This is a genomic window from Bradyrhizobium sp. USDA 4502 (genome assembly GCF_054063355.1).
The window spans coordinates 3,586,743-3,611,650 of the sequence record NZ_JBSSGF010000001.1; the positions used below are offsets into that span (position 1 = coordinate 3,586,743).

30 protein-coding genes, 1 tRNA gene and 1 riboswitch are annotated in these 24,908 nt (G+C 63.2%); of the genes, 15 read left to right on the forward strand and 16 right to left on the reverse strand.

All coding sequences use genetic code 11. The features are described 5' to 3' along the window. Window positions 1-30 precede the first annotated feature (30 nt). Window positions 31-615, reverse strand: coding sequence for a hypothetical protein (locus tag ACVW1B_RS16525; protein WP_253641426.1), 585 nt, complete (start codon window positions 613-615; stop codon window positions 31-33). Beyond that, the gene (locus ACVW1B_RS16530; protein WP_456821805.1) at window positions 546-1,730 is read right to left on the reverse strand and encodes an MFS transporter; all 1,185 of its coding nucleotides are present in this window, start codon (window positions 1,728-1,730) and stop codon (window positions 546-548) included. The genes ACVW1B_RS16525 and ACVW1B_RS16530 overlap by 70 nt, the downstream gene beginning before the upstream one ends. A 114-nt stretch (window positions 1,731-1,844) precedes the next feature. Here ACVW1B_RS16530 and ACVW1B_RS16535 point away from each other — a divergent pair, with 114 nt between their 5' ends. The 5 genes from ACVW1B_RS16535 (at window position 1,845) to ACVW1B_RS16555 (ending at window position 6,662) form a co-directional block, all read left to right on the forward strand. After that, window positions 1,845-2,666, forward strand: coding sequence for an AraC family transcriptional regulator (locus ACVW1B_RS16535; RefSeq protein WP_253608269.1), 822 nt, complete (start codon window positions 1,845-1,847; stop codon window positions 2,664-2,666). Window positions 2,667-2,754: 88 nt separating this feature from the next. Next, window positions 2,755-2,982 carry a hypothetical protein gene (locus ACVW1B_RS16540; RefSeq protein ID WP_253608268.1) on the forward strand — a complete coding sequence of 76 codons (228 nt, stop codon included), beginning with the start codon at window positions 2,755-2,757 and terminating at the stop codon, window positions 2,980-2,982. Between the two features lie 85 nt (window positions 2,983-3,067). Next, window positions 3,068-3,286: a hypothetical protein gene (locus tag ACVW1B_RS16545; RefSeq protein ID WP_028337636.1), complete on the forward strand. Its 219-nt coding sequence runs from the start codon at window positions 3,068-3,070 to the stop codon at window positions 3,284-3,286. Window positions 3,287-3,299: 13 nt separating this feature from the next. Beyond that, on the forward strand, window positions 3,300-3,596 hold the full coding sequence (locus ACVW1B_RS16550) for a plasmid stabilization protein (protein WP_253608267.1): 297 nt from the start codon (window positions 3,300-3,302) through the stop codon (window positions 3,594-3,596). An 801-nt stretch (window positions 3,597-4,397) separates the two neighbouring features. Then, window positions 4,398-6,662 (forward strand): cation:proton antiporter domain-containing protein, encoded by a 2,265-nt coding sequence (locus tag ACVW1B_RS16555; RefSeq protein WP_253608266.1) that lies wholly within the window; start codon window positions 4,398-4,400, stop codon window positions 6,660-6,662. 76 nt (window positions 6,663-6,738) lie between these two features. Here the strand turns inward: ACVW1B_RS16555 and ACVW1B_RS16560 are convergent, their stop codons facing one another. Continuing rightward, window positions 6,739-7,185: a hypothetical protein gene (locus ACVW1B_RS16560; RefSeq protein ID WP_018272072.1), complete on the reverse strand. Its 447-nt coding sequence runs from the start codon at window positions 7,183-7,185 to the stop codon at window positions 6,739-6,741. 213 nt (window positions 7,186-7,398) lie between these two features. On the opposite strand from ACVW1B_RS16560, the gene ACVW1B_RS16565 reads away from it, so the two are divergent. The 3 genes from ACVW1B_RS16565 (at window position 7,399) to ACVW1B_RS16575 (ending at window position 9,299) form a co-directional block, all read left to right on the forward strand. After that, window positions 7,399-7,671: a hypothetical protein gene (locus ACVW1B_RS16565; protein WP_253608265.1), complete on the forward strand. Its 273-nt coding sequence runs from the start codon at window positions 7,399-7,401 to the stop codon at window positions 7,669-7,671. Window positions 7,672-7,769: 98 nt separating this feature from the next. After that, a tRNA-Arg gene (locus tag ACVW1B_RS16570) sits at window positions 7,770-7,846 on the forward strand. Between the two features lie 226 nt (window positions 7,847-8,072). Further along, the gene (locus tag ACVW1B_RS16575) at window positions 8,073-9,299 is read left to right on the forward strand and encodes a tyrosine-type recombinase/integrase (RefSeq protein WP_253608264.1); all 1,227 of its coding nucleotides are present in this window, start codon (window positions 8,073-8,075) and stop codon (window positions 9,297-9,299) included. 27 nt (window positions 9,300-9,326) lie between these two features. Here ACVW1B_RS16575 and ACVW1B_RS16580 read toward each other — a convergent pair whose 3' ends face one another. Continuing rightward, window positions 9,327-9,557, reverse strand: a complete 231-nt coding sequence (locus ACVW1B_RS16580) for a helix-turn-helix domain-containing protein (protein WP_253608263.1) — start codon at window positions 9,555-9,557, stop codon at window positions 9,327-9,329. Window positions 9,558-11,011: 1,454 nt separating this feature from the next. Further along, window positions 11,012-11,200, reverse strand: coding sequence for a hypothetical protein (locus tag ACVW1B_RS16585; protein WP_253608262.1), 189 nt, complete (start codon window positions 11,198-11,200; stop codon window positions 11,012-11,014). Between the two features lie 876 nt (window positions 11,201-12,076). Between ACVW1B_RS16585 and ACVW1B_RS16590 the strand changes: the two genes are divergently transcribed. After that, complete coding sequence (locus tag ACVW1B_RS16590) at window positions 12,077-12,247, forward strand: hypothetical protein (protein ID WP_253608261.1); 171 nt, start codon at window positions 12,077-12,079, stop codon at window positions 12,245-12,247. 73 nt (window positions 12,248-12,320) lie between these two features. Here ACVW1B_RS16590 and ACVW1B_RS16595 read toward each other — a convergent pair whose 3' ends face one another. Continuing rightward, window positions 12,321-12,572: a hypothetical protein gene (locus tag ACVW1B_RS16595; protein ID WP_253608260.1), complete on the reverse strand. Its 252-nt coding sequence runs from the start codon at window positions 12,570-12,572 to the stop codon at window positions 12,321-12,323. 191 nt (window positions 12,573-12,763) lie between these two features. Here ACVW1B_RS16595 and ACVW1B_RS16600 point away from each other — a divergent pair, with 191 nt between their 5' ends. The 3 genes from ACVW1B_RS16600 (at window position 12,764) to ACVW1B_RS16610 (ending at window position 13,794) form a co-directional block, all read left to right on the forward strand. Beyond that, complete coding sequence (locus ACVW1B_RS16600; protein WP_253608259.1) at window positions 12,764-12,967, forward strand: hypothetical protein; 204 nt, start codon at window positions 12,764-12,766, stop codon at window positions 12,965-12,967. Between the two features lie 196 nt (window positions 12,968-13,163). Continuing rightward, entirely contained in the window at window positions 13,164-13,340 is a 177-nt protein-coding gene (locus tag ACVW1B_RS16605) for a hypothetical protein (protein ID WP_456792408.1), read from the forward strand. Window positions 13,341-13,614: 274 nt separating this feature from the next. Next, window positions 13,615-13,794: a hypothetical protein gene (locus tag ACVW1B_RS16610; RefSeq protein WP_253608257.1), complete on the forward strand. Its 180-nt coding sequence runs from the start codon at window positions 13,615-13,617 to the stop codon at window positions 13,792-13,794. 1,097 nt (window positions 13,795-14,891) lie between these two features. Here the strand turns inward: ACVW1B_RS16610 and ACVW1B_RS16615 are convergent. Next, the gene (locus ACVW1B_RS16615) at window positions 14,892-15,902 is read right to left on the reverse strand and encodes a helix-turn-helix domain-containing protein (protein WP_253608256.1); all 1,011 of its coding nucleotides are present in this window, start codon (window positions 15,900-15,902) and stop codon (window positions 14,892-14,894) included. A 161-nt stretch (window positions 15,903-16,063) separates the two neighbouring features. On the opposite strand from ACVW1B_RS16615, the gene ACVW1B_RS16620 reads away from it, so the two are divergent. Continuing rightward, window positions 16,064-17,209, forward strand: a complete 1,146-nt coding sequence (locus tag ACVW1B_RS16620) for an alkane 1-monooxygenase (RefSeq protein ID WP_253608255.1) — start codon at window positions 16,064-16,066, stop codon at window positions 17,207-17,209. A 26-nt stretch (window positions 17,210-17,235) separates the two neighbouring features. Here the strand turns inward: ACVW1B_RS16620 and ACVW1B_RS16625 are convergent, their stop codons facing one another. From ACVW1B_RS16625 to ACVW1B_RS16650, 6 genes are all read right to left on the reverse strand, one after another. Next, complete coding sequence (locus ACVW1B_RS16625) at window positions 17,236-18,033, reverse strand: class I SAM-dependent methyltransferase (RefSeq protein ID WP_253608254.1); 798 nt, start codon at window positions 18,031-18,033, stop codon at window positions 17,236-17,238. A 190-nt stretch (window positions 18,034-18,223) separates the two neighbouring features. Continuing rightward, entirely contained in the window at window positions 18,224-18,595 is a 372-nt protein-coding gene (locus ACVW1B_RS16630) for an SANT/Myb-like DNA-binding domain-containing protein (protein WP_016846479.1), read from the reverse strand. 243 nt (window positions 18,596-18,838) lie between these two features. Beyond that, on the reverse strand, window positions 18,839-19,132 hold the full coding sequence (locus ACVW1B_RS16635; protein ID WP_016846480.1) for a hypothetical protein: 294 nt from the start codon (window positions 19,130-19,132) through the stop codon (window positions 18,839-18,841). A 223-nt stretch (window positions 19,133-19,355) separates the two neighbouring features. Beyond that, a complete protein-coding gene (locus ACVW1B_RS16640; protein ID WP_456821806.1) occupies window positions 19,356-19,943 on the reverse strand; it encodes a zinc-ribbon domain containing protein in 588 nt (195 codons plus the stop codon). Window positions 19,944-20,001: 58 nt separating this feature from the next. Next, window positions 20,002-20,454: a MaoC/PaaZ C-terminal domain-containing protein gene (locus ACVW1B_RS16645; RefSeq protein WP_253608252.1), complete on the reverse strand. Its 453-nt coding sequence runs from the start codon at window positions 20,452-20,454 to the stop codon at window positions 20,002-20,004. Between the two features lie 129 nt (window positions 20,455-20,583). Further along, complete coding sequence (locus ACVW1B_RS16650) at window positions 20,584-21,447, reverse strand: bifunctional 5,10-methylenetetrahydrofolate dehydrogenase/5,10-methenyltetrahydrofolate cyclohydrolase (RefSeq protein WP_253608251.1); 864 nt, start codon at window positions 21,445-21,447, stop codon at window positions 20,584-20,586. Between the two features lie 15 nt (window positions 21,448-21,462). Continuing rightward, window positions 21,463-21,542, reverse strand: a riboswitch (ZMP/ZTP riboswitch). Between the two features lie 219 nt (window positions 21,543-21,761). Between ACVW1B_RS16650 and ACVW1B_RS16655 the strand changes: the two genes are divergently transcribed. Beyond that, complete coding sequence (locus tag ACVW1B_RS16655; protein WP_028337625.1) at window positions 21,762-22,169, forward strand: hypothetical protein; 408 nt, start codon at window positions 21,762-21,764, stop codon at window positions 22,167-22,169. Between the two features lie 120 nt (window positions 22,170-22,289). On the opposite strand, the gene ACVW1B_RS16660 is transcribed toward ACVW1B_RS16655, so the two are convergent. Both ACVW1B_RS16660 and ACVW1B_RS16665 read right to left on the reverse strand, forming a co-directional pair. Beyond that, a complete protein-coding gene (locus ACVW1B_RS16660) occupies window positions 22,290-22,817 on the reverse strand; it encodes a hypothetical protein (RefSeq protein WP_253608250.1) in 528 nt (175 codons plus the stop codon). 215 nt (window positions 22,818-23,032) lie between these two features. Beyond that, window positions 23,033-23,767 carry a hypothetical protein gene (locus ACVW1B_RS16665; RefSeq protein WP_456821807.1) on the reverse strand — a complete coding sequence of 245 codons (735 nt, stop codon included), beginning with the start codon at window positions 23,765-23,767 and terminating at the stop codon, window positions 23,033-23,035. 164 nt (window positions 23,768-23,931) lie between these two features. Here ACVW1B_RS16665 and ACVW1B_RS16670 point away from each other — a divergent pair, with 164 nt between their 5' ends. Continuing rightward, complete coding sequence (locus ACVW1B_RS16670) at window positions 23,932-24,315, forward strand: VOC family protein (protein WP_028339253.1); 384 nt, start codon at window positions 23,932-23,934, stop codon at window positions 24,313-24,315. Between the two features lie 15 nt (window positions 24,316-24,330). Here the strand turns inward: ACVW1B_RS16670 and ACVW1B_RS16675 are convergent, their stop codons facing one another. Continuing rightward, window positions 24,331-24,762: a hypothetical protein gene (locus tag ACVW1B_RS16675; RefSeq protein ID WP_375167080.1), complete on the reverse strand. Its 432-nt coding sequence runs from the start codon at window positions 24,760-24,762 to the stop codon at window positions 24,331-24,333. Between the last annotated feature and the right edge of the window lie 146 nt (window positions 24,763-24,908).

Genomic DNA, 24,908 nt, shown 5'->3' on the forward strand with positions numbered 1-24,908 from the left:
CGACAGCCGGACACAGCGCAGGTCAGCTCGTCATCTCAGGTGATACTTCCTGCCGTTGGTGTTCGGGTCGGTGTTGTCGCTTGTCGAGAACATCAAGGCCGGGCCGAAGTAATTCCAGGTGTCCCGGTAAAATGCGAAGCGGCCGGCACCCTTGTCGATGATCTCTTGCTGGGTGGTGTTCGCGGGGCCGAGAAGCCGGTCGTCTTCGTACAATCGGGCAGTCTCGAGCGTGCCGTCCACGTATTTGACGGGGATGAGATACGCATATCCCTTGTAAAGACGGAAGGCGCCACGCAACAGGTTCCTGTCGATCGGACTCGGAGGAACCAGAAAAAGGAATGCGCTCGACGCCAAGGCAAAGAGCGTCGATCCGATCGCGATGCGCGTGCTGGCAGATGTCCTCAACGATACTTTTCCCTTGGCTCTTGCTTGCGAGGCTTCCCGCCTTCTGTAGCGCGCGCCTGCGGCGCAGACAACCGACCGCCCGCCGCCACGCCTTGTTGCGAGCCGGATCTGGCTCGCGATATTTCCGCATCGAAGGACAATCAGATTGTCGCCGCGCGGCCGGCTGATCGGCCCAGGACTGCCATCAACACCGTCGCGACGGCGCAGCACGCGAGCGCAACCTCCCAGCCTCCGGTCGCATCATGGGCAAGTCCGGCGAGCGGCGGGCCCGCGGCGGCGAGCGAGTAGCCGAGGCACTGCGCCATGCCCGACAGCACGGCCGCCTGCTGGCTGTGCGAGGTTCGCAGGCTGACGAATGTCAAGCCGAGGATGAAGGCTGCACCCGCCCCGAAGCCGAACAGCGCGACCCACAGCATTGCGAGCGACGGACACTGCCACAATCCCAGCAGCGAGAGGCAGGTCGCAAGCGACACGGTGATCGCAATCCCGCGCTGGTCCTTCATGCGCCGGACCATCGGCCCGAGGATCAGGCCGGGGACCGCGGTCGCCAATTGCAGCACACCGTGCAGCGTACCCGCCGTCGCCGCCGCGTAGCCTGCCTGAACGAGGATGGCGGGCAGCCATCCGACGATGATGTAGAACACCAGCGAGGTCAGGCCGAGGAAGCCGGTCACCTGCCAGGCGAGCAGCGAGTGCCAGATGCGCCCGCGATGCGGCGAGGAGGCCGGCTCGACTGTCGGGGCCGAGTGCGCCCCCAGCTGGGGTGCCCAGGCCATCAGCGCCACCAACGGAAAGATCAGCGTGCTGGCAAGCGAGAGATGCCAGTTCGATCCCAGCAATTGCGCGAGCGGGATGGCCACGACCGACGCGAGCGCCTGGGCCAATGCGGACGTGATCGCGTAAGCGCCGGTCAGGCTGGCGATACGGGTCGGAAAGTCCCGCTTGAGCAGGCTCGGCAGCAGCACATTTCCAACGGCGATTCCGGCACCAATGGTGGCGGTGCCCGCGAACAGCGCCCAGACCGGACCGGACGAGCGCAGCGCGATCCCGGCCGCGATGACAAGCAGCGCACCGAACAGCGACCGCTCGATGCCCCATTTGCGCCCGAGCACAGCTGCAACAGGTGAGATCGCGGCGAACGCCAGCAAGGGCAGCGTCGTCAGGATTCCGGCCTCGGCCGCGCTGACCCCGCTGGTCTCACCGATCATGCCGAGCATCGGCGCGACGCCGGTAATGGGCGCGCGGAGCGTCGAGGCGATCAGCAGGATCCCCGTCAACAACAGCCCCTGCCCGCCCAGCGTGCGCATCGGCGCTATCATCGTCATCGCATGCTCCTGCCCATCTGCATCGCCAGGCTATCGACTTGGCTGTCGGAAGAATTTACATATCTCTTCTATCGATCGCTAAATTCGGTCACTCGACGGGTTTCCGGCTCCCTTATGGGCTTTCAACTTCGCTATCCCTGGCCGGACCTTGATCCGGATGACGTCGCGGCGGCGGCCATCGCCGTGCGCCTCGACGTCACCGAAAACAAGGTCGAGGCGGCCGAGCATGCGCACCGGAAGGGACAGCTCGTCTTCGCGCTCGGCGGCGGCGTGATGTGCCGCGTTCCGAACGGGTTGTGGATGGTGCCGCCGCATTGCGGCGTCTGGCTTCCCGGCGGCACGCGCCACACCAATATCGCAACCGCCAATGCACGAATCTTCTTCGTCTTCATCGAGCCCGGTGCGGCCGACCTGCCCGACCGCTGCTCCACATTGTCGATCTCACCCTTGCTGCGAGAGCTGATCATCGCGCTTTCCGACCGTATGCAGCAGGACCACGGCACTGAAACCCTCGTTGCGCAATTGCTGCTGAGCGAATTGCCGCACATGCCGCTGCAGCAGCTGCATCTGCCGATCTCGCCCGAGCCACGCTTGCGACGGATCGCGGCAGCGCTCGCCGACGATCCGGCCGATCGCCGCACGATGGCCGAATGGGCCGAACGCGTGGCGCTGAGCGAGAGCAGTCTCGCGCGGCTCATCCTGAGGGAAACCGGCCTGACATTCGGACGCTGGCGTCAGCAACTGCATTTGATCGTCGCGTTGCGCGAACTCTCCGCCGGCGCGAGCGTTCAGCAGGTCTCGTCCGAACTCGGTTATGGATCCGTCACAGCCTTCATCACCATGTTCAAGAAGGCGCTCGGCAAGCCACCGGCGAAATATCTCAGCGATATCATGCAAGGGAGCGGCTCGGCGTTCGCGGCCGGCGGGCGAATTTAGGAACACCGGTCGGCAACGGACGTTTTCGACATATCGGGCGAACGACAAGCGAGCCGCCTGCGCCAAGCCAATGCAGCGAGGATGCCAGATGCCCTACGCGCTGTTCGATCGCGACAGACAGATCGACAAGGCTTTTCCGACGGAGAAGCAAGCGTGGGAACATGCACTGATCTGCGGGCTGGTCTTCGACGTTCCGGTCGCGGATGAAGCGCCGGGCCAGGTGCTGCCGACCGGCTATCACATGAAGCGAATTCCCGCCGATAGCGAAGTGTTCGAACCGGCGCCCGAATGGAAGTTACCGAACGAAATTTCGTGATCGGCCCGCGGCAGGGTTGCCGGTTGCGATCGTGACGTTGCGCGATAAGTAACGCCGAACCAGACCAACAATTCAGGATGAGCGCATGGCCGAAACCGGCAAGATTTTTCACGTTCGCTGCGTCGACAACACGTTGCAGCGGGATACGCTCTCGCTCGGGCGCGTCTACGAGGTGACAAGGGATATCGAACGTGACGGCTATTACGAGCTCAGCGGATTGGGCCGCTTCAGCCGATCCAGATTCGAGGTTGTCGAGACGAGCGACGACACGGCCGAAGTCCGGCAGACGTCTCGATCAAAATAGACAGGAGAGCGCGATGCCCAGAGGCGACAAGTCGAGCTATACCGACAAGCAGAAGCGGCAGGCCGAGCACATCGAGGAAGGCTACGAGACGCGTGGTGTTCCGGATCGCGAGGCCGAGCGGCGCGCATGGGCGACCGTCAACAAGGAGACCCACGGCGGCAAGAAGAGCGGCTCCGGCCGCGGCACGCGCGAGGATCATTCCCCGTCGCGCAAGGGCGGCAAGCTCGGCGGCAAGGCAGCCGCGAGCCGCCCCGCGGCGGAGCGGTCGCGTTCGGCGAAAAAGGCGGCACGCAGGCGCCGGGCCGCCTGACCGGCACGGACGTGGCCCCACAGACAGGAAGACAATACCGCAAGCCGGAGCATGATCCGGGAAATGCGCGGCGGTTTTCCGAAAAAATCATGCTCAAACAATGAGCTAGAGCGCGATGACGACGGCACACGATCTCATCGCGCGTTAGGCGACGGCTCGCAAATGCGTGATCGGGCGCCACCACCGGTTGCCTTCATTTCGGCACCTATCGGGAACAGGCTGTCGGCCCAGGAAGCAAAAGCGAAGCAAAGAAGCAAAGAAGCAAAAGCGAAGCAAAGGCGGCCGCCGCAGGGGGTGCCTGCAATTGACGTATCGGTCCCATAGCAGCTGGCAGGACGTGGATCTGCGCAATCTCGTCCGGGTCATATCGGCCTGCACCCTCGGGCTTTGGGCATTTGCGGCCGGCCTCCTGATCGGGACCTTCCTGCTTTGATGAATCGGCGCAGCACGCGCCGCCTTCCTACCCGCCGCTCAGGTGATGCGCGGCGACGAATAGGACGAGCGCGCTAAGCACCAATGCCGATGTGGCGCCGGCAACGCTACGCGCGAGTTCAGCCTTCGAAAGATTGGATCTGGTTGCCATTGCAGCCTCCCGTTCGCGCGAGCTGAGCCATAGCCGCTCCGGCGGTCAGGCTCGCTCATGGAGACATTCGCATCACCAGGATGAACGCATCATGAGCGAAACGAACCGCCGGTGCGTCCGTTCCAAAATCTGACCCAGTGGATCGCTTTCGGAACCCGGGCGTTGACCGCATGCGGCAAGCCGGCCGAGCCGCGCTGGAATTGGAAATCGGAGATGCCATGGTGATCCGCTGGGGGCGGCTTCAACCGGCGATTTGGGCGACCGTCATCCTGCTCGTGAGCATCACGGCAGCCGACGCTGCGGGCGACAAGGCGAGCAAGCCATCCGAGTTCATCCTGCTCGTCCAGATCGCGCTCCTGATCGCGGTCGGGCGCGGTCTCGGCGAATTGATGCAGCGGATCGGCCAGCCCTCCGTGGTCGGCGAACTGCTGGGCGGCCTGTTGCTCGGACCATCGCTGTTCGGCTGGCTGTGGCCATCGGCGCACGGCGTGATCTTTCCGCCATCCGGCGAGCAGAAGGCGCTGATCGACGGCATTGCGCAGTTCGGCATCCTGCTCCTGTTGCTGCTAACGGGCATGGACACCGACCTCAAGCTGGTGCGGAAGGTCGGCCGCGCCGCGACCACGATCTCGGTCGCGGGCATCGCGGTGCCATTCGTGTGCGGCTTCGTGCTCGCCGAATTCCTCCCCGACGGCCTGCTGCCGCATCCCGAAGCACGGCTGATCGCCTCGCTGTTTCTCGGCACGGCGCTGTCGATCTCCTCGGTGAAGATCGTCGCCGTCGTGGTGCGCGAAATGAACTTCATGCGCCGCAATGTCGGCCAGATCATCGTCGCCAGCGCGATCATCGACGACACCCTCGGCTGGATCATCATCGCTGTCATCTTCAGCCTCGCCTCGCGCGGCAGCCTCGACATCCTCTCGGTCGCGCAGGCGCTGTTCGGCACGCTCGCCTTCCTCGCGGTCAGCTTCACGATCGGCCGGCGGCTGGTGTTCCGGCTGATCCGCTGGGCCAACGACAATCTGGTCTCTTCGGCGGCGGTGATCACCGTGATCCTGCTGCTGATGTGCGGGATGGCGATGATCACGCATCTGATCGGCGTGCACACCGTGCTCGGCGCTTTCATCGCCGGCGTGCTGGTCGGGGAATCCCCGATCCTGACCCGGCAGATCGACGAACGGCTGCGCGGGCTGATCTCGAGCCTGTTCATGCCGGTATTCTTCGGGCTCGCCGGCCTCAGCGCCGACCTCACGGTGTTGAAGGATCCGTCGGTGCTGGGGCTGACCGCGGCGCTGGTGCTGATTGCGAGCATCGGCAAATTCGGCGGCGCCTTTGCCGGCGGTGCGCTCGGCGGGCTGACCCGGCAGGAGTCCTATGCGCTGGCGAGCGGCATGAATGCGCGCGGCTCGACCGAGGTGATCATCGCCACCATCGGCCTTTCGATGGGGGTACTGAGCCAGACCATGTTCTCGATGATCGTGACCATGGCGATCCTGACCACGATGGCGATGCCGCCGATGCTGCGCAGCGCGCTGGCGCGGCTGCCGCTCGGCCAGGACGAGAAGGATCGGCTGGAGCGCGAGGAATACGAGCAGCGCGGCTTCGTCGCCAATCTCGAGCGGCTGCTGGTCGCGGTCGACGAGAGCAGCAACGCGACATTCGCCGCGCATCTCGCCGGCCAGCTCGCCGGCGGGCGCGGTCTGCCGATCACGGTGCTGCATGTCGGCGCCAACGCCAAGCTGCAGGAGAAGAACCGTGCGGATGAGGAGAGCCCCGAGGCGGCGGTCATCAACGCGGCCAAGGCGAGCGCCGAAGCCGATGCCGACGGCGGCGGCAATGTCGACGTCATCAGCCGCGCCCGCGAGGAGACGGCGGCGGAGGCGATCGCCGAGGAAGCCAAAAAAGGTTTCGACCTGCTGGTGGTCGGCATGGACGCGGTCGCCGGCCCCGATGGCGGCTTCGACCGGCGGCTCGACGACCTGACCTCCGGCTTCGACGGTCCGCTGGCGATCGCGGCCGCCAAGGGCGTGCACGAGAAGGAGCCGACGGCGAATGCGCGGAAGATCCTGGTGCCGGTCTCGGGCAGCAACGTCTCGCGGCGCGGAGCCGAGGTCGCGATCGCGCTGGCGCGCCTCTCGAGCGAGCCGCTGCAGGTGGTCTACGTCTCGACCACGCGCGACAAGGGCGCCCGCCGCACCAGCCCCAGCATGTCGCTGGCGCATGAGGAAGCCATCCTGAAGGACATCGCGGCGACCGCGGCGCGCTACGACATCAACGTGACGACGCGGCTACGTGCCAACACCGCACCAGAGGTCGCGATCCTGCAGGAGATCGCGTCAAGCCGGGCCGACCTCGTCGTGATCGGTGTCGACCGCATCCAGGGCGACAGCCTGAATTTCGGCAGCGTCGCCGCGGCCGTGCTCGGCAAGTCGAAGGCGTCCGTGCTGCTGGTGTCGGATGGCGACGTCAGGCCCAAGACCTGAAACCCCACACCTGAATCTCCCAAGACTTGAAACAAAGACCTGAGCAAGGAGGTTCGAAGCGCGAGCGCGTCCGCGCCTACCACTCTTCCGGACAGGGATCGACGATCTTCCAGAGATCGACCCCGTTCTTGATCTTCTTCATCTCGGTGGTGAGCCCGCCATTGCGGCGGATCCAGTCCTTCACCGTATCGGGGTAGTAGGACATCAGATCGGAGGTGCCCTCGAGGCTGGTGACCTTGATGCCGAAGGTGAAGGCCTTGTCGTAATAGGCCTGGTGGAAGCCGATGCTGGCCCGCGGCGTGACGCAGATCTTGTTCAGCGGCACGATGCCGAACACCAGCGTGCAGGCCGAGTTGCAGATGCCGTCGATCACGACGCGCTCGCGGCGCTCGCGGATCTGCTTGTACTTGGCCTTGTACTCCTCGACATAGCCGCCATGGTCGCGCGTGATGTGCAGCACCGCCCGCGCAGGCGTCGCGGCCAGAACCGAGAGCAGCAAGGCGACAAGGGGCGTGATGCGCATGGATCGTTCGAAACCGCGGGAAAGGCCGGGCCCGGGCGGACCTGACCGCAAGACTCTGGCCGGACTGTGTTGGCAATCCGTTAAGCATCCGCAAAAAGGCAAAATTTGGCGCGCTGTGACTGATTTCCCGCAGCTTTTGGCCCCGATTCCGGGTTAGATGGGCCCCCGGGGCGGCCCACAATGCCGATTCCCGTAAATGCCCGGAGGCCGCCCATGACCAAGACCAAGCTTTTCGCCGCCCTCGCTGTTGCCGTGATGGCCCTGACCCCGGCGGTCGCGGCCGATCTCACGGCCCATCCGCGCCACCACAGGCATCACCACCACGCCCATTGGGGCCTGCCCTACCACATCAGCTATCTGCACAATTACGGCCCGGGCCCGACTGCCGGCAGCTTCGCCTATTACGACGGCTCCCCGCGCAACAAGTGCTACCAGAGTGCGGCCGCCTATATCGGCCAGGACCACCGCCGGCATCCCTGCTTCTGACGGCTGTAGGGGAGACGGCGGGACGTGCCGGCACCGCCGGGTGCCGCGCTCCGTGCCTGCTGGCCCTCCCCGCCCAAGTCTGATAATCGACCCGCGACGCGCTCGTAGCTCAGCTGGATAGAGCATCGGATTTCGATTCCGAGGGTCGGGAGTTCGAATCTCTCCGAGCGCGCCAAGCCCGCTTTTGCCGCCCTTCGCTCATCGTCGCCCGCGGCCTCCACCAACCAACTAAGCGCCTGTTTTACATCTCATTTTCGCGTCGCCGAGCGTCGTCGTCCGTCGCTCGTCGTCGCCGGCGATCCCGCGCCGGAACGCCCCTTTTGCTGTCCCTCGATCTGAGTTAGAATCTCCCATCGCCGAGAGCCGCATTATTTTGCGAGGGACAGGAGTTCGAATCTCCCATGCAGATTCCAACTGAAAAACCGGAGATCACCGCAAAGAACTACCTTTCCGTCGGTCCCGGCGAGTACCCGTGCGGCAACAACCTCTATCTGATCGTCACCCCCAGCGGCGGCCGGCGCTGGGCGTTCCGTTACCAGCGCAATGGCATCGTCAGAAAGATGGGTTTCGGCTCGGCCAAAGCTGCAGGCCTCAAGCCCTCAGAGGCCAAGGACAAGGCGATCGACGCCCTGCGGCTTCTTGCCAAAGGGACCGATCCGCGAGATCAGCGCGACGAGGACAGACGCCGCGAGCAAGGATCGCGTCTGTTTGGTGAATTCGCCGAGGAATGGCGGCAGACTTATGAGACCGGCCTGAAACACAAAGCTGCGCGCAACAAGCTTCGGCGCATCGTACAGGTTACCTGCCAACCGCTGCACAAGTTGCAACTCGACCAGATTGAAACCGAACATGTTAGCGGAGTCCTGCGGAAGGTCTGGCATCAGCGCGAGATCTCTCGCGATGCACGCCAGCGGATCAAAAAGATTCTGGACGCGGCGATAGCGCTGAATCCACGGCCGAAACACAACCCGGCGGACTGGGACAGCCGACTGAAGCCGATTATGCCGAAGCAGCGAAAGCGGGGCACGATCCGCGGCAGTCATAAGGCCATGGACTACCATGATCTGCCGGCATTCATGCAGAAGCTCAACGCTGATCCCGATCAAAGCGCGCGGGCCCTCGAGGTCGCAATCCTCACGCTGGCTCGAACCAATGAAGTGCAGAACATGCGCTGGCCGCAACTCGATCTCGAAGGCGGGCTTTGGGATCTGAACACGCTTGATACCAAAAACGAACGGCCCAAACGGACGCCGATGCCCCGACAGACCTTAGCCTATCTGCGCGAGGCCTATCAGAGCCGCGTTAGTGACGAGTTCGTATTTCCAGGTCGCAGCCTAAAGCAGCCGATCTCAAATATGACCATGCTCAAACATCTGAAGGAGATCACCGGAGACGAAACACTGACGGTCCACGGCTTCCGGACCACGTTCCGGACCTGGGCACAGGAGGAAACCGACTTCGAGGAGGAGATCGTCGAGCATTGCCTACATCACATCACCGGCGATGATGCTGAAAAAGCCTATAAGCGCGGTGAGGCGCTCAAGAAGCGTCGTGTCGTGATGCAGGCGTTTGCTGACTTCGCGACGCGACCACCAAAAAACAACGTCAAATCGATAAGGGCCGCCTAACTGGCTGTCTCCGCCCGCCGCTAGGTATCAGGCTTCGAAGCCATCGCGACCATCGGGTAGGTTCTCCAAGAAGGACGCCAGGTCGGCACGCGTGATGATGGTTCGTGTGCCGTACTTGCGAATTCGCAAGCGCCCTTCCCTAATCGCCTTATAGACCGACGTCTGGCCGAGTGAGGAAAGCACTGCAGCTTCTGCAACAGTAAGACCGAGTCTTTCCAAGGTAGGCCGGACGGGTGCGTCGCGTTTTGCTATCGTCATCGATCTTTGCTTTGAAAGCGGCTCGTCGGTCGCGTGTGTTCGCCTTACCGATGCATGAGACCTTCACTGCGGTCTCTTCAAGAGAAGCGGAACAGCCATAGATTCAAGGCGAGCGCTCGACAACGAACCGATACAAAACGGCGCAGTTTCGGACGCATTTGCGTACAATTCGGATGGTTATCAAAGGGTACTGCGATACGGTGCACGAGGACGCCGCTTGAAAGACGCCTCATAAGTCTCCCCATGGACGAGGTAGTTTCGCTTTGTCTTGAGAGCCCGCATGTCCGCGTAGATGCGCGTCAGCTCGCTCGCCGGCCGTTTGTGAACCAGTTCACAAATCGTCCCCCGTAAAACCACGGCATCGCACTCCCTTGCGCTCGACCAAGAGGTCTATCGATCGTTGTCGGCGTCGCCGCGAATGCGCGCGGTCGCAATGGAGCAGGATGGTTCATCCTTGCGTTAATCATCTCCCCACTGATCGCGCTTTTGCTGGTGTTGGTCATAGAGCGCAAGATGAGCTCAGGCAGTGACGCAGGGCGCAAAGACACGCCCAGCCGTTCTGAGGTGATCCGCCGGCTGGTCGAGATCAGTCTGGGGAAGGCCAAATGAGGCGCGCGCCCGCGGGTCACGCAAACTCGGGGTACCGTCCTAGTTAGGACACCCGCAGATCGGAACTAGGACACCCTTCGGTTGTTAATGGCCACAGCGGTCATTTTATCGCTGGGGAATTTCAATGCGGCTGTACTCTGATCTGATCGGATAGACAGCGTGGAGATCGCCCTCGCCAGCACTGTAGCAGTGTCATTCATTGCGCTTCTTGCCAGTATGGCGTGGCTTCTGTTTGGCTGACATGCTGATCGGTTCCGCTCCTCGGAACACCGTGCTCTCCCGGAATCCTCAAGCCTGTGGATAAGAGTAAAGTAGGTTCTTGCCGAGGTGAGAGCATTTCAGTGCGTGAGATTTTCGAGAATTTCCTTGGCTGGGGGCCGTAAGACGCGAACGGCCCCCTCTCGATTCAGCCGGCGCGGTGAGACGGCCCCAGCATTAAGCTCCAAGGGTGCTCGGGCCGTTTCTTTTGGAAAAAAGTGACGCGCGAACCGGAACGGCCCATGTACGCTCCCGGCAGTGAGCGACTTATCCCGCCCTTCAACACGCAACGCATTAACGATTTGGTACCAATTGGTGTCAGGCTAGGCTCACTGCAGACGACAGCGAATTCGGAAAGGCTTAACCGACTAGCCCAGTTGGCGGTCTCTCAATGGGGCCCACTATGATCAAAGGCTTCGCAATTGCAGCAATCGCGGTGTTAGGCACATCGCAAGTAGACCAGTATTTGACCCACGGTTTTTATACCGATGCCGTGCTAGCGATGCTGAGGCAGATGAGGCATTGGTTCGGAGTTTGAACCACGCGGATCGATTGGGCTTTCCAAGCGGCTTAAGATCGGTGTGAACTCAAGCCGCCGATTGATTATTCTCCGAATAATCGGTGTTGCAGGCCCTGAAATGCGCTGCAATTTCGGCCTCGGCGATCTGCTCCCAACGCTCAGCTTGGCAGAGCCACATCGATCTTTCGGTAGGACGCAATGCCGCTTTCTGGCGGCACAACGTGCTGAGTGCGCGGTAGCTCCGAATATTCTCCATTGCCACACTCCTCGCTGAGACCTTCGAGCATATTTCAGCTTAATACGTCACGGCGATTACAATTGTCGGACAGCCTTCCGTGCGCACCTTGAGGGTTTAGCGGGACCGCCTGCCTTGCTTTAAAATTCAGGCGGCCCCTACCGGCCACATCAATTATCCTGGCAGCGGCCATAGCCGGCCGACAAAAGTATGAGCAAAGCTATTTGACCCTCTTATGACAAAGGCAACGCATGGGCCCATGTGTCAGGGCTGCGGAATAGTATCGGACACCGAACAGACTGCTAGTTCTACATGTTGCAGCCTTAGCTGCCGGGATTTTGCAGAACCTTCCCGGGGCTGGACCAACGCCGCTCGCGATCATTTCAAGCGGGCGGCGTTGTTGTTTGAGTGAATCCGCATGTTGCCGATCGGCGGCTGATTGCCTCAGCCGGGCGGAAGGTAACCGCCGGGCTGCAGCTGCTTCACCATCGCAAGATTCTTGTCGATCGCCGCCAGCAGCTTGTCGTAACGCATTTGCAGGAACTCTGACCGGGCTGGACGGCTTACCTCCCGAAACTGCTCCCGGCTCGTCGGCTGACAGTTCACGAATGCTCGTCATCTTCATCTGCTCTCCCTCCTGTTGCCGGCGGCTCCATTGCGACCGGTGCAGGATGGATATGAACTCCAAGCGTCCATCGCTGTGACGTAAGCCGCGGAGGCCCCCGCTGAGTTGATGGGTGCGTCAGGGAGCCTTCGTCGTGGTGTTGGAGGGGCCAGCAACTAAGACCGACGTGAGGCGTTTCCAAGTCGCCCCTACCGCGGCGGCCGGTGTGCGCACTGGATCAAGGTCAAGAACCGAATTCACCCGGCCATGTATCGACAGCTCGAATAATGGAAATGGACCGGTCCTTCTATCTCGTGGGCTTTGCGCTCGTCCTGATCATCCTCGTCTATGGCCTGTGTGGCAGCCTCAGGAGAAGAAGAGCGCGGCGGGACGAGGAAATACGTCGGCTGATCGACGAACGCATCGACCGCATGGACATGAAGCGCGACAAAAAGCACGATTAATCGCATTAACGCATGTCAGTCAGCGCTGGTGTCTAATCTCCGCCAACTGAGACGGTTAATCTGGATTCTCATATCAGCGGTGACGCAGACCGCCGTGCACATTCTGAGAGTGGGCCGTGACCAAGTTTTTGCGGTGCTTCCGGGCCGCCGCTTCGGCCTCACGGGCCAGTCGTTCAGCCTTTAAGCGCTCGCGGTTTGCATGAAACGCCGCTTGGGTGCGTTGATACTCGGACATCGCCGGCTTGGCATCGGTTTCCTTGAAGACCTTTTGCGCCTCACGTTGGGCGGCAGTAGGCGGCCTCCATCCGGAATTATGAGCGGTCATTCCCTCCTCCTTCGGTGATAGCCGTGGGGCTTGTTGTGGGTTGATAGCGTGCGCCCTGCGTACCGCTAGGGCGCATGCGCAACTTCTAAAGCCGCGGGGACCATCAAATTCTCTGCCTGTTTTCCAGTTGCCGCAATCGAATATTTGCCTAGGGTTCGCAAATCCAGGGTCCGATAATTATCTGTCCAGACATGCCCATCCGGAGACCGCTGGAAATCCCGCCTGCGGTAGCCCGGCAGTTCGCCGCCAACATGCGGGCGTTTCATGTCGAGCACGATCCGCTCAAGCGGGACGAGATCGCAGCTGATACCAGTCATCTCCTCCTCGAGCAGATGCCCAAGGGCGCGAAGCTGCGGCTTGCCGACGTGCTTGAGCTGTTCAGGCTGATGCGATGACCTGAGCCGGCTCGCATCGTTTGGGACGCAGGTGGCGCTTAAAACTTTCGTCTGTCGGCTTCCATTTTTTTGTATTCCCCGTTGCAACATTCCTCGAGGTGAGTGCCACAGGGCCGTGCCCACAACGGCTGATCGCTTGCACCAACTACCTCCCGTGCTAGAACGCCGCCACGAAAGTGGATGAAGGATCGATGCCTTGGTCAAAAAGAAAAAGAGTGCTCGTCGTGAGTGGACGAAGGATGATGTTAAGACGCTGAAGTCGCTTGCCAAGCAAAAAGCTGGCGTCAAAAAAATTGCAAAGACGCTGAAGCGAACTCCCGCCGCCACAGCCGCGAAAGCGCATATCCTCGGGGTATCGCTCAGCACGCAGTAGGTGGACGCAGTGTGAATGGTTTGGCTGCACCGAGCCTTAGGGTGCTTAGAACCAGCCCTACATCCCTCAACATTGGTGCCCCGGAGACGGGACCACGGACGTGATTGGACAAGCTCAAATATTCAGCGCACCGGCTAATGATCGTCGGAGCCCCCAGGGCGGCATTGTGCTGAGCAGCAGGCCCAAAAAGGCCCTGGCGATGGGGCCGGGGCCAGTTGTTCCTATGCCGAATCGGGAGCGAGCCCCGACCGCCTACGCTACGTGACATAAAACCTTGGCACGTTTTGTGCTGAATGATCGGCACCGGGTTTTGCGTGACCCTCCCGGGGGCTGGGAAGCCGCCGCTCGCGATTTATTTCAAGCGAGCGGCGATTTTTTTGTCTCCAAAGCTCTTCACCGCGCCGCCGATCTCCCGAACGACAGCTCGCAAGATCAAGGCGACAAATTTGATTGACTGACCTCACTGCCAGCCCCTCGACTTGCCCCTCGAACAAAATCGAAGCAAAAATTCATTGGTGCCTGAACGACTTAGAGGGAAAATTCGAACCTCTCCGAGCGCGCCAGCGATTTTACCGATAGATCAATAATTTAAGCCGCGCTCATTTCGTTCTGAGTGAGCGTTTTCGCGTTGCGAGCCAGCTCAACTCGCTGCAAGTAAAATCAACGCGCTACCAGCCGCTACAAATCACTCCGCGCAACACGGGCGCAATACGGCGGTTTAGCGTCTGTTCTGAAGCGACGCTGCAAGATGAGAACGACCCCGACGCCACGCGCCGAGGCCGCCCCTGTGGCTCCCAGCCGGGTTGGGGGTATAGAGCCGGGAGCCGGAAGACACTACTTCCAAAACCACCGCTCGTTCCTGCCGCCAATAGCACCAATAGGGATTACCTCCCGGCCAGGCTCGCCGAAAAACGATATCGGAACTCGAGTGATGGTATCGGCCGCCCTGCCGACGAGAGGGACGGTTAGCAAATCGGCAACTAGATCGGCGCAGGCTTCTCTGAGGGACGGGACCGTTGGGGACGCAGCACGGTCACGTTTCGGAGGAGCTGACGTGTAGGCCCTGGCGTCGGCTCCTCTCTTAGAAGCTTGTGTGAGTTCGGCAACAGCCGTCTCTCCGCGGATCTGCTAAGGAAATGACACTGGGAATTTCAGGGCCCTAGCGCTGGGAATGACAGGGCGCCGCCGGGACAAACCATTTCGGGCCCGGCGGCGTAGCTTTTAGGTCGGCGTCACAGTATCGATGCCGAGCGATCCGAGCACCGCGCGAGCTCGATCCGGCAGCCGATCGTTGCAGCGATCCTGCCGCGAAACCATTTTCATCAGCGGACGAAACCGGGCGGAAACAATTGACCGGTACCACTTGTCCCAAACAATAATGGGGAAGTGTCATGATGGAAGCGACCATTGTCGCGCTGCTGCTCCTCAGCGCCGCTGTGTTTTTTGCCCACGCCTACGACGCCCTGCATACGCATTGACGGGATCGGCATCGTTTAGGTCTGCGTACCGTCCACCAGGGTCTGTGGACTTGCGCGAGCCAACAATCGCGCCCTAACCCCGCCCGTTCTTCTCGCCGAACCACCGCCGGCACGCCCGGCTGAAGCTCGTCGCATCGGTGTAGCCGAGCGCGGCCGCCATTTCGTCGCGCGATTGGGTGCCGGCCGCGAGCATGATCCTCGCGCGCTCGCGCAGCACGCCGTCGAGCAGCGGGCGGAAGGCGCTGCCGGTCTCGGCGAGCCGCCGCACCAGCGTTCGCCGCGAGGTGCCGATGAGGCGCGCGGCCTCCTCCTCACCAAGACGCTGCGGCAGGCGCGCCGCGATCAGGCGCTCGACGATCCCCGCCAGCGCCGTGGTGTCGGGCTGCGGATTCTCGATCGCCTCGAGCGCTTCGATGGCCTTGGCGTGCAATTGCGGATCGGCAAACGGCGACGGCCGCGCGCCAAGCGCTTTCGGCACCTCGAAGATGAAAGCGGCAGCGTTGAACTTCACCGCGCAGGAATAATGCTCGAGCAGCCGCGCCGCGCCCGCAGGCGGCGGCCAGGGAAATTGCAGCGTCGCCTGCCCGATCGAATCCTCGAGCAGCTGGACGTACACGGCGTGCACATTGAGGCTGACCGCCAGCGCCACGGCGTGCCACAGCGCTTCATCCATCGCGACGGCGGGAGAGATTTCAATCTGGATCGCTCGCGCGGTCTTGCGCAGCCGGTTACGGACGAAGGGCGCGCGGGTCGACCCGAAGCGCGCGCCGGTCGCCAGCGCGTCCGCGATGGTCGGCGCCGTCCTGGTCGCGACGTCGAGCGCGCCTTGCAGCGATGTCGACCACACCGCCGCGGCCGACAACGGCCACAGCTCGCCATGCCGGCGCGTGATGTTGGCCGCCAGCACCACCAGCGAGGATACCGGCATGTGAGCGCCGGGCTGGTCGAGCGCCTCGAGCCGAATTCCGGTGCCCTTCAGCAGCTCGTCGCGATCGCTTCGCGTCTGGCCAAACGCCCGCACCAGGGCCCGCGCATAGGCCGCGGAGACCGGCGAGCGAAGGGCATCGGATTCCGATCCGTGCATGGCGTCGGCGACCTCCCCCTCGTGAACGTCCGGCCGAACAAGCTTGGCGCAAAATGCCACAAAATTGGCCTGTTGTGAACTGGCGGCGCAGGCCCGCCTCGCGGCATGCTCGGCCCAACAATGGCGAACGCCGCCTCGCAAGAGATGCTGGAGGGAATGCGATGATCTTCACGGGCACCAATGCTGCTGGCGAAACGATCACCTACCGGGACGGCAAACGCTATCTCTGGATGCTCTCGTTCATTCCGCCGCTGATCCCGCTGTTGTCCTACTGGCTCTTCCTGCGGACGCACAATCCGCTGGTGACGCTGATCCCGTTCGTCTTCATCTTCATCCTGATCCCGCTGCTCGACGTCGTGTTCGGCGAAGACACCCACAATCCGCCGGCGGAAGTGGTCGCCGCGATGGAGGCCGATCCCTATTACCTGCGGCTCGCACGCGTCACCGTGGTGTTTCCCTGGATCAACTACGTCGCGCTGATCGCCTTCTTCGGCACCCAGGATCTGCCGTGGTGGTCCTATGTCGCCTTGCTGCTCGGCGTCGGCACCATCAATGGCGGCGCGCTCCTGATCGGGCACGAGCTCGGCCACAAGCCGGACAGGCTCAACATCCTGTTCGGCATGCTCGCCAACTGCGCGGTGGGCTACGCGCATTTCCGCGTCGAGCACAATCGCGGCCATCACACTTGGGTCGCAACCCCCGAGGACCCCGCCAGCGCGCGCTTCGGTGAATCGATCTATGCGTTCGCAACGCGCGAGCTGCCCGGCGCGTTCAAGCGCGGCTGGCGCAATGAAGCCGAACGGCTGACCAGGCGCGGCGAGCCGGTCTGGTCGGTCAACAACGAGATCCTGCAGGGCTTTGCGCTGACGCTCGTCGTCGCGGCCGTGCTGATTGCGCTGTTCGGCTGGAAGGTCGCGCCGTTCATCGTCGCGCACCATTTCCTCGGCTGGTACGCGCTGACCCAGGCCAACTATGTCGAGCATTACGGGCTGCTGCGCGAGAAGCTGCCGAACGGCCGCTACCAGGCGGTCGAGCCGCGCCACTCATGGAATACCAACCACATCGTCTCGAACCTGATGACGTTCCACCTGCAACGTCACTCCGACCACCACGCCAACCCGATGCGCCCCTACCAGTCGCTGCGCGATTTCGACGACATCCCGCGGCTGCCGAACGGCTACACCGGCATGTTCGGGCTGGCGGCGATCCCGCCGCTCTGGTTCCGCGTGATGGACCCGAAGACCCTGGCCTGGGCCGGCGGCGACAAGAGCAAGCTGAACCTCCGCGATCGGCCCGCGAGCTCGTGATCGCGGCGATTGCCCGGCTCCCGGTCCTACATCTGGGCCGAGCGCCGCTTCATGGCGCCGATGCCGAGGAATGAGCCATTGATCGACAGATACTGGCTGGTGAATTCGAACGTATCGAAGCTCGGCGCCTCGAACTGCTTCAGCGCCTTCCAGAGCAGCGTGGTATCCGGACAGGCTTGGGAATGGATGTCATGATGCACGATGATGCGGGCGTGGGAACGCACCAGCAGATGATCCTGTAGCGCACCGCGCAGGCTGTGATCGCCATCGATAAAGACGAAGTCCGGCTTCAGCCGGTCGACATGCGCACCGACCAGCGGCGAGGTCGAAAAATCCTGGATGTAGATCGGCTCGATAGCGGCCTGCTGCTGCAGCAGATCGAAATAGGTCGAGATAAAGGGCGTCGGCGCGATCGGATCGAGTGCAATCACGGTCTTGAGGTCGGCGCCGCTGTTCCTGAGCCACTCCGTAACCAGGACGAACATGCCGCCCCAGCGGCAGCCGATTTCCATGTACGAGGAAACGCCGGACGAATTGCGCGCAAGCCAGGCGAGGTATGGCGCAAGCTGGTTCGGGTATTGCCAAAGGTGGAGGCCCTTGCCGAAGTTCGGCGCCAGCTCCGGCGGCTGCTCATGAAGCAGTTCGTCATTGAGCCCCAGCGCCGGGATGAATTCGCGTTCGAGGAAGTCCACGTCTGTACGCTGAGCCGGATTCAACCCGGCGATCGCATTGATCGCGTCACCGACGGTGACAGCGAGATCGGCGAAACGCTGGTATCGGTCGGCTTGGTATCGGTCGGTTTGGGCTGGCTGGGCGTTGAGCATCGGCGCAATCAGATCGGTGGGCTGAAGAGGACACAGAGAGGCCGCAGGTCGTCGCGCCCCGATGATTGAACGGATGGGACATCCGTCTCGGGCGCGAAATCTTGCGTTCGGTCGCGAATAGTCCGCCTTCCCCCACCGGAAGAGCGAGCCGCTTCGGCATGGCGCGCCCGGCGTGCAGCCGGCATTCCTTTCAGCCACTCGGAATCTTCCGACGCACGGCCTCCACGCCGGCATCGGTCACGTTGTATCTGCGCCCCATCTCCGGGACGATCCAGCCCTTCTCGATCATTCCGGCAATGGTGCTCGGGCCGACGCCCGCGGGAAACGGACGGCGGTTGCGGATCGCGTCGATCGCGACCCGCTCGAGATGGGTGGCGACATGCGAGGGGCGCGCGCGAAACGCCTTTGCCATGATCAGGACCGACAGGACCTCGGCGCGCCGGCGCACCGCCGAAGCGCTGCGGGTCAGTTCGTTGCTGATCTCGAGAGCGTTCTTGCCGGCCCTGGCGAGTTCTCTGAGCTTCTCGTCCTCGTCAGGGCTCCAGCGCCGCACGATCCCCATCTGCCCCTCACCGCCTGGATACCCATCTCAAACCGATGCATACGCAGGCGGCGCTGATTTGCCATGTGACTTTCGGCACCTCTTGATGCGACGTCGGGGCTGTCGCCATCAGGACGGCCGATCGCGGTGTCGCACGATGCAGCACAAAGAGCACGATCCGATTGAATCGGATCATGCTCTCAATCCCCTTGCTTGGTGGCGTTTTGGTTGCGCGAACCGGTATTCACTTCGCGCTGGAACGCTTCAGTGCTTGCTGGGTTCAAGCGCGATGAGCACGCCGGTCGGCTCGGGCTCGTGCGGCCGAAGCGAGGTCAGCTCCGGATCGCTCCACTCGGCGAGACTGACGACTTCGCCGGTCTGCCCCGGCATGTCGGAGGTCTGGGCCGGTTCAAGCACCTTGAGCCCGCTGGTGTCGACGAAGAACGTGTGCTCACCGAACACGCTGTTCAGTTGCGCCACGGCCGGGTGATCGTCCGGAAGCACCTGGGCATTCAGTTGCGTCATGGTCTGCTTGACTTGCGTGGAATTGAGTTTCATCCGCTGCTCCTTCTCGTTGGTTCCGGCCGCGATGGTTTCCTTGACAGGTTTCCTTGACAAGTTTCCTTGGCTGGTTCCTCCCCGCCCGCACCCCACATCGGGGGCTTCAAGGTCTCGAACCAATCAGGCAACGAAACGTTCCGCACGCGCGACGCATTGACCGCCTGCGCAGCGGTTCCCCGCGTATCAGATGTGAAGTGCGACTCTGATGTCACGCCCATCGCTACGAGACGGGAGGCTTCTTCCTTGCGAGCCCTTCCAGGTGCACGCGGCGCGCGGCGGATTTGCGCGCGCGCTCCCTGGTGCGGCAGGCCCGGCAGCGCACTGCCGCGGTAAATACATCGCCCTTGGCGGTCTCGTACCACCATTTCTGCTGCAACGGCGTCCAGACCTCGGCAACGCCGCAGTCCTTGCAGATAAAGGGCTCCGGTCGATAGGTTCCGCGCAGCACGAAATCGGGAGTCGAATAGCTGTTCGATGGCGCGAGCCGCGTCGTATCCACGGCAACCTCGTCGCGCGCCAGCGCAATCTTGTAGTCGCGGAGACGTTGCCGTTCAGCGGCGCGTTGCGCCTGGATGCGGCGCCATTCCTCGGCCTTGCGCCGCCTGGCTTCGATCTCTCCGTTCGTCTGCTTGCTGCGTTTCACGGCGGCACATCCGTCTGGGTCGAATGCCTTCGGCGCATCGACGAAGTAAATACCGGGCAGCACGACCTCGTCGATGATGACGTCATTGATGCGCTGCCGTTCTGCCGCCGGCTTGTCATAATTGCCGCAACATTGCGCGACGACAAGGTCCCGTGCGGGGAGCACGTAGAGGCGCTGACGGCCGTCCGAGGCGGATGACTTCGGGATGCCCCTCAGGCCGCGCCTATACCGGCCCCTGCTCCGCCGGCCGCATGCGGATCAGCGCGTCGAGCACGAGGACAAGAACCGGGCGCTGCTCGTCGTTGACCAGCTCCGTCTTGAAGATCACAACAGCGTCGCGCCGCTCCGGCCTGATGGTGATCTTCTGGATCTGGGATTGGCCGGTGAGCGTGGCGCCGGGCCGAACCGGGCTCGGCAGGCGGATCTCGAAGCTCCGCCCGACGATCCCCGCCACCTTGGTCCAGATCGCCTCCACGACGAGCCGCTGATAGATCGCAATGGTGTTGAAGCCGCTTGCGATCAGTCCGCCGAACGGGCCTGCCGCAGCCGCGACGGGATCGGCATGGATTGGCACCGGATCGTATTTGCCGGCGAACTCCAGGATCTCGGCCTCGCCGATCGTGTAGCTGCCAAGCCTGAACGTCTGGCCCTCGGTGAGATCTTCCGCATACAGCATCGCGCGCCTCCATCTGTCGCGCGACGATAGACGAATGGTGCGGGCTTTCCATTACCCCGGACGTCATGAACTTCGCGCGTGATGCGCGAGCGACACCCACCGCTCGCATATCGCCGCAGGTATCCCGCGCTAATGCAGCCGCGCCGCCCTCGCCTTTGCCGCCTTCAGCGTGTTCTCCATCAGGCAGGCGATCGTCATCGGGCCGACGCCGCGCGGCACCGGCGTGATGGCGCCGGCGACCTGCACCGCCTCGTCGAACGAGACGTCGCCGCACACCGCATAGCCGCCGTCCGGCCTCTCGACGCGCGTGGTGCCGACGTCGATGACGATGGCCTGGGGCTTGATCCAGTCGCCGCGCACGAGGCCGGCCTTGCCCACCGCACTCACCAGGATGTCGGCCTCGCGGCAGATCCTGCTGATGCCGCGGGTGTGGATATGGGTCTGCGTCACGGTCGCGTGCTCCTGCAGCAGCAACGCGGCCATCGGCTTGCCGACGATGTTGGAGCTGCCGATCACCACGGCATGGGCGCCGGTGAGGTCTGATCGGACCGACTTGATCAGCCGGAGACAGCCGAGCGGCGTGCACGGCACCAGCGCGTCATCGCCGTGAAACAGCCGGCCGGCGTTCAGGGCGTGCAGGCCGTCGACATCCTTGGCGGGATCGACCGCCGCCATCACGCGCAAGGCGTCGATATGCGCCGGCAACGGCAGCTGCACCAGGATGCCGTCGATATCGTCGCGCGCATTGAGCGCCTCTACTCCGGCAAGCAGATCGGACTCGCTGGCATCATCCGGCAGGCGTGCGACCTCGCCGCGCAGGCCGAGCCGCTCGGCCATCCTGACCTTGCTCTGCACATAGATCTGGCTCGCCGGGTCGCAGCCGACCAGCACGACCGCAAGCCCCGGCGCGCGGGGCAGCCGGTCGAGTTCGCCAGCAATCTTGTCGATGACAATTTGGGCATGTGCATGCCCATCGAGAATGTTCGCCGTCATGGCACCTCCGTTTCGAAGCGGTGCCCAGGCGCGCGGCGTTCAGTCTCTACGCTCCCCGATGGTGGTCCATCCAAGCGCCAGTCGCGCAGATGGCGTGGTCATAGCCGCCCCGCCGGGCAAAGGCAATTCACGCTCTCCCCGCGGGTCGAACGGCGACGAATTGCCCTCACTTTTGCCGGTGGATCGGTGCCGGGCGGGTCACCTCTGGGGGTAGGATTCGGGCAAGACTTGCGTTAAGTCTCGGCGCTTGCCGGGCTTTTCCGATCCCCGGCGCCATCCCTTCCGGTCATCACGCCATTTCGGACATTTTCGACATGAGACATATCATCCTCGCGCTGGCGCTCTTCTGCCCGGCTGCCGCGCTCGCCCAGGGCACCACGCCGGCCCCCGCCGACGCCGACAAGCCGGCAGCGACCTCGCAGCCGATGGTCGGCGACAAGCCGCTGGTCCAGGTCGGCAAGAAGTCGGCCGCCAAGAAGGGCGAGAAGCCTGCCGCGCCCGGCAAGCCGCAATCGGTCGCCCAGAAGCTTCAGGCCTGTCAGGACATCGACGATGCCACCAAGGAACGGCTGATCTGCTACGACGAGATCTTCAAGCCGCAGCCGAAGCCGAAGGCCGCCCCGGCCAAGGGCGTCAACGATTGCCGCTTCGTGAAGGAAGAGGACGAGCGGCTGACCTGCTACAACGGCTTCGCGGACAAGATCCCGCGCCTGCCGCGCTAAAGGTAGCGGGCGGCGCTCGGACGCCTTCCCGCATCCGGCGACGTGCCTGATCGCGGACATGAAAATGCCGCCGCAAGTGTTTGCGGCGGCGGATCGATTGCCGGCTGCGGCAGCCTTTTCTTACCAGGTCCCGAAGCCGCCGAAGAAGCCCATGCGCGGCTGCTGCTGCGCGACGCGGTAAGGCTGATACATGCCGGGCTGCGCCAGCCGCATCGGCTGCTGGGGATGGGCATGGTAGCGCGCGACCTTGCGCTTCTTCGGCTGCTGAGGCTGGGCCTGCGCCGGTTGTTCAGCCGATTTTGCCTCAGCCGCGACCTTCTGCGCGTCAGCCTTCTCCGGCGGAATGAACTGGGCGAACGTATTGCGGACGCGGGCTTGCGCCGACGCATCGCCCGTAGCCGACGGGATGGCCGCGGCGACCGCGTTGACCTGCGCCGGAACAATGGTCGGCAAATTGGTGTCGTAGACCACCCGCTCGGGCAATTTCTGGGTCGACTTGATGCGCACCATGGTCTTGTCGACGCCCGGCGACGACAGTCCCTGGTTCTGGCCGGCGACCACGGCCTCCTGCGGCACGATGGCATTGACGACGAAGAGCAGCGCGAGCAGCACTCCACCAACGAACAGGAAATAACGCGCCACAGGCATTTTGGTAGCTCCCCCCGCGCAGCAGGGCGCGGCTCATCTCGGCGCGACGACATCAGTCATCGCGCGGGCGATTTCATCGTCTGCGCATGATCACCCGGACGCTATCCGCGCTCCCGGGTCGTTCATCAACGGCTGGTTTATTAGTTAGTTCCTGTCCGGCCGTTACGGTTCACCCGGCAGGTCAATTCGCGGTCACTTTTTCGAGATGCCGGGAATTAGAGGCGGCTCGCCGTCACGACCGAACATTTCGCCTTGTTTGCGTTAACGTTGACGAACCCGACCAACATTTGCGAGTAGGTCTTGCGGCTTTTCATGGCGATAGTGTCGGAGATCAGCCGCTTGCGCTCGGTCAGCGGCCGACCGTCGCGGCGGATGAAGGCGCAGGCGATCTCGATATCCTTGACGGCGAAATCATTGGCATTGCGCAGCGTCAGGGTGACCAGCGCCTTCGAACCCAACCCGCCGCGCCGCCACGATTGCGAGGCGATCCGCAGCTTGTCCAGCGGCGGCCTTTCAGCGCCGGGCCCGAACGGCTTGGCCTCCTCTGCCCCCTGTGGGGCGATGGCCACGCCGACGGTGGTCGGCTCGTCCGCCGGTGCGGCTAGCGCATCCCTCGCGGTCTGATTTGTGATTTGGGCTGGTTGCGCGCCGGTCGGGGCATTCTGCGCGGTGCGGATCATGGACGACACCGGCCAGGCATCCTGGTCTCCGGCGTCGCTCGGCTCGGGGAGCATGAACCATGCGGCGATCCCGGCGAGCGCAATCAGCGGCAGCAGCAGGCTGGCGTAGAAGCCCCCTTCACCGAGACGTCCGGCGGCCAACCTCCGAAACGACGCCAAGCCGATCCGCATCGTCGTGCCCTCACCCTGGCGGCCTGATCGGGCCGCCCCCCACACAGAGAGGAAGCCGCACCGCGCGGCTTCCGGGACGGCCGCAGGTCGAGCGGCCACGCGAAGACAATCGCTGACGGCCGCAATGGTTTCATTCCGGGACGACAATCTTGGGCAGGCATAACGGAGGGATGGTATCCCAGCAGACCGCTCGCTAGATTTGCGCCGCCCGGGAGCGAGTGCCGCGCACCGAACAGCAGCACGACAACAACAAGGAGATCGCAATGCCTGTCGTCACCTGGGACCACGTCCACCTGCGCAGTCCCGATCCCGAGGCTACCGCGACCTGGCTGCGCGACATTCTCGGCGGCGAGATCATCCGCGGCCCCGGCCGCATCGACGTCCAGCTCGGCGGCGCCAAGGTGTTCATTGCGGAGGTGGCCCAGGGCGACGGCGTCAACGCCGCGCCGGTGACGCCCTATCAGGGGCTCGATCATTTCGGGCTCACGGTGAAGGACATCGACGCGGTCGCCGCCGAGATCAAGGCCAAGGGCGTCGAATTCACCAAGGAGCCGACCACGATCCGTCCGGGCGTGCGGATCTGCTTCATCCGCGGCCCGCAGGGCATCTCGATCGAACTGCTCGAGCGCGACCAGAAATACGTCTGAGCCACGCGTGCGGCGCTAAGTCATGCTGCCAGGCATGAAGCAGCGGATCGTCACGCCCATGTAGCTGGGAATCGGCCAGACCATAGCGCGGCCGACCCGGTTGGGCTCGGTGACCACGGCCTCGTCGGGGACATCGATCCACGCCCCGTCGAGGCGCACACGATAGTGCCCGTCCTTGGATTCCCAGTCGACATCGCTGACCGCTGTGCCGTCGGCATCCGAACAGCACGGCCCTTTGCCGCTGCGCAGGCCGTCGAACCATTCCTTCAGCGGCGAATTGGCGTAGCGGCCGTCGGGATCGCGCGCCTGCGCGATTCGCATGGCCGCGACCAACACCAGCGTTATCAGCACGAGGGATACGATCATGTGGCCCGTATAGCGGGCCGGAGTTCCATTGAGCCTGCGAGGGCGTGCCCAATGGCCGCCGGATTCAATCCAGTCAGACATGTGTTTGCTCCAGCACTCACCGGCCAGTGCAACCAGAGCCATGCATTTCGCGGGCCACTTTGATTCGCGCGTACGGTCCGCTGTCATTGCGCCGTCACACTGCCTGGCAGGAACCGAGGGTCACCCGAACGCGGGACACCCGGGAA

Coding starts and splice junctions, on each gene's coding strand:
- ACVW1B_RS16530 (WP_456821805.1), bottom strand. CDS start 1,730: ATGACGATGATAGCGCCGATGCGCACGCTGGGCGGGCAGGGGCTGTTG.
- ACVW1B_RS16535 (WP_253608269.1), top strand. CDS start 1,845: ATGGGCTTTCAACTTCGCTATCCCTGGCCGGACCTTGATCCGGATGAC.
- ACVW1B_RS16540 (WP_253608268.1), top strand. CDS start 2,755: ATGCCCTACGCGCTGTTCGATCGCGACAGACAGATCGACAAGGCTTTT.
- ACVW1B_RS16545 (WP_028337636.1), top strand. CDS start 3,068: ATGGCCGAAACCGGCAAGATTTTTCACGTTCGCTGCGTCGACAACACG.
- ACVW1B_RS16550 (WP_253608267.1), top strand. CDS start 3,300: ATGCCCAGAGGCGACAAGTCGAGCTATACCGACAAGCAGAAGCGGCAG.
- ACVW1B_RS16555 (WP_253608266.1), top strand. CDS start 4,398: ATGGTGATCCGCTGGGGGCGGCTTCAACCGGCGATTTGGGCGACCGTC.
- ACVW1B_RS16560 (WP_018272072.1), bottom strand. CDS start 7,185: ATGCGCATCACGCCCCTTGTCGCCTTGCTGCTCTCGGTTCTGGCCGCG.
- ACVW1B_RS16565 (WP_253608265.1), top strand. CDS start 7,399: ATGACCAAGACCAAGCTTTTCGCCGCCCTCGCTGTTGCCGTGATGGCC.
- ACVW1B_RS16575 (WP_253608264.1), top strand. CDS start 8,073: ATGCAGATTCCAACTGAAAAACCGGAGATCACCGCAAAGAACTACCTT.
- ACVW1B_RS16580 (WP_253608263.1), bottom strand. CDS start 9,557: ATGACGATAGCAAAACGCGACGCACCCGTCCGGCCTACCTTGGAAAGA.
- ACVW1B_RS16585 (WP_253608262.1), bottom strand. CDS start 11,200: ATGGAGAATATTCGGAGCTACCGCGCACTCAGCACGTTGTGCCGCCAG.
- ACVW1B_RS16590 (WP_253608261.1), top strand. CDS start 12,077: ATGGACCGGTCCTTCTATCTCGTGGGCTTTGCGCTCGTCCTGATCATC.
- ACVW1B_RS16595 (WP_253608260.1), bottom strand. CDS start 12,572: ATGACCGCTCATAATTCCGGATGGAGGCCGCCTACTGCCGCCCAACGT.
- ACVW1B_RS16600 (WP_253608259.1), top strand. CDS start 12,764: ATGCCCATCCGGAGACCGCTGGAAATCCCGCCTGCGGTAGCCCGGCAG.
- ACVW1B_RS16615 (WP_253608256.1), bottom strand. CDS start 15,902: ATGCACGGATCGGAATCCGATGCCCTTCGCTCGCCGGTCTCCGCGGCC.
- ACVW1B_RS16620 (WP_253608255.1), top strand. CDS start 16,064: ATGATCTTCACGGGCACCAATGCTGCTGGCGAAACGATCACCTACCGG.
- ACVW1B_RS16625 (WP_253608254.1), bottom strand. CDS start 18,033: ATGCTCAACGCCCAGCCAGCCCAAACCGACCGATACCAAGCCGACCGA.
- ACVW1B_RS16630 (WP_016846479.1), bottom strand. CDS start 18,595: ATGGGGATCGTGCGGCGCTGGAGCCCTGACGAGGACGAGAAGCTCAGA.
- ACVW1B_RS16635 (WP_016846480.1), bottom strand. CDS start 19,132: ATGAAACTCAATTCCACGCAAGTCAAGCAGACCATGACGCAACTGAAT.
- ACVW1B_RS16645 (WP_253608252.1), bottom strand. CDS start 20,454: ATGCTGTATGCGGAAGATCTCACCGAGGGCCAGACGTTCAGGCTTGGC.
- ACVW1B_RS16650 (WP_253608251.1), bottom strand. CDS start 21,447: ATGACGGCGAACATTCTCGATGGGCATGCACATGCCCAAATTGTCATC.
- ACVW1B_RS16655 (WP_028337625.1), top strand. CDS start 21,762: ATGAGACATATCATCCTCGCGCTGGCGCTCTTCTGCCCGGCTGCCGCG.
- ACVW1B_RS16660 (WP_253608250.1), bottom strand. CDS start 22,817: ATGCCTGTGGCGCGTTATTTCCTGTTCGTTGGTGGAGTGCTGCTCGCG.
- ACVW1B_RS16670 (WP_028339253.1), top strand. CDS start 23,932: ATGCCTGTCGTCACCTGGGACCACGTCCACCTGCGCAGTCCCGATCCC.
- ACVW1B_RS16675 (WP_375167080.1), bottom strand. CDS start 24,762: ATGTCTGACTGGATTGAATCCGGCGGCCATTGGGCACGCCCTCGCAGG.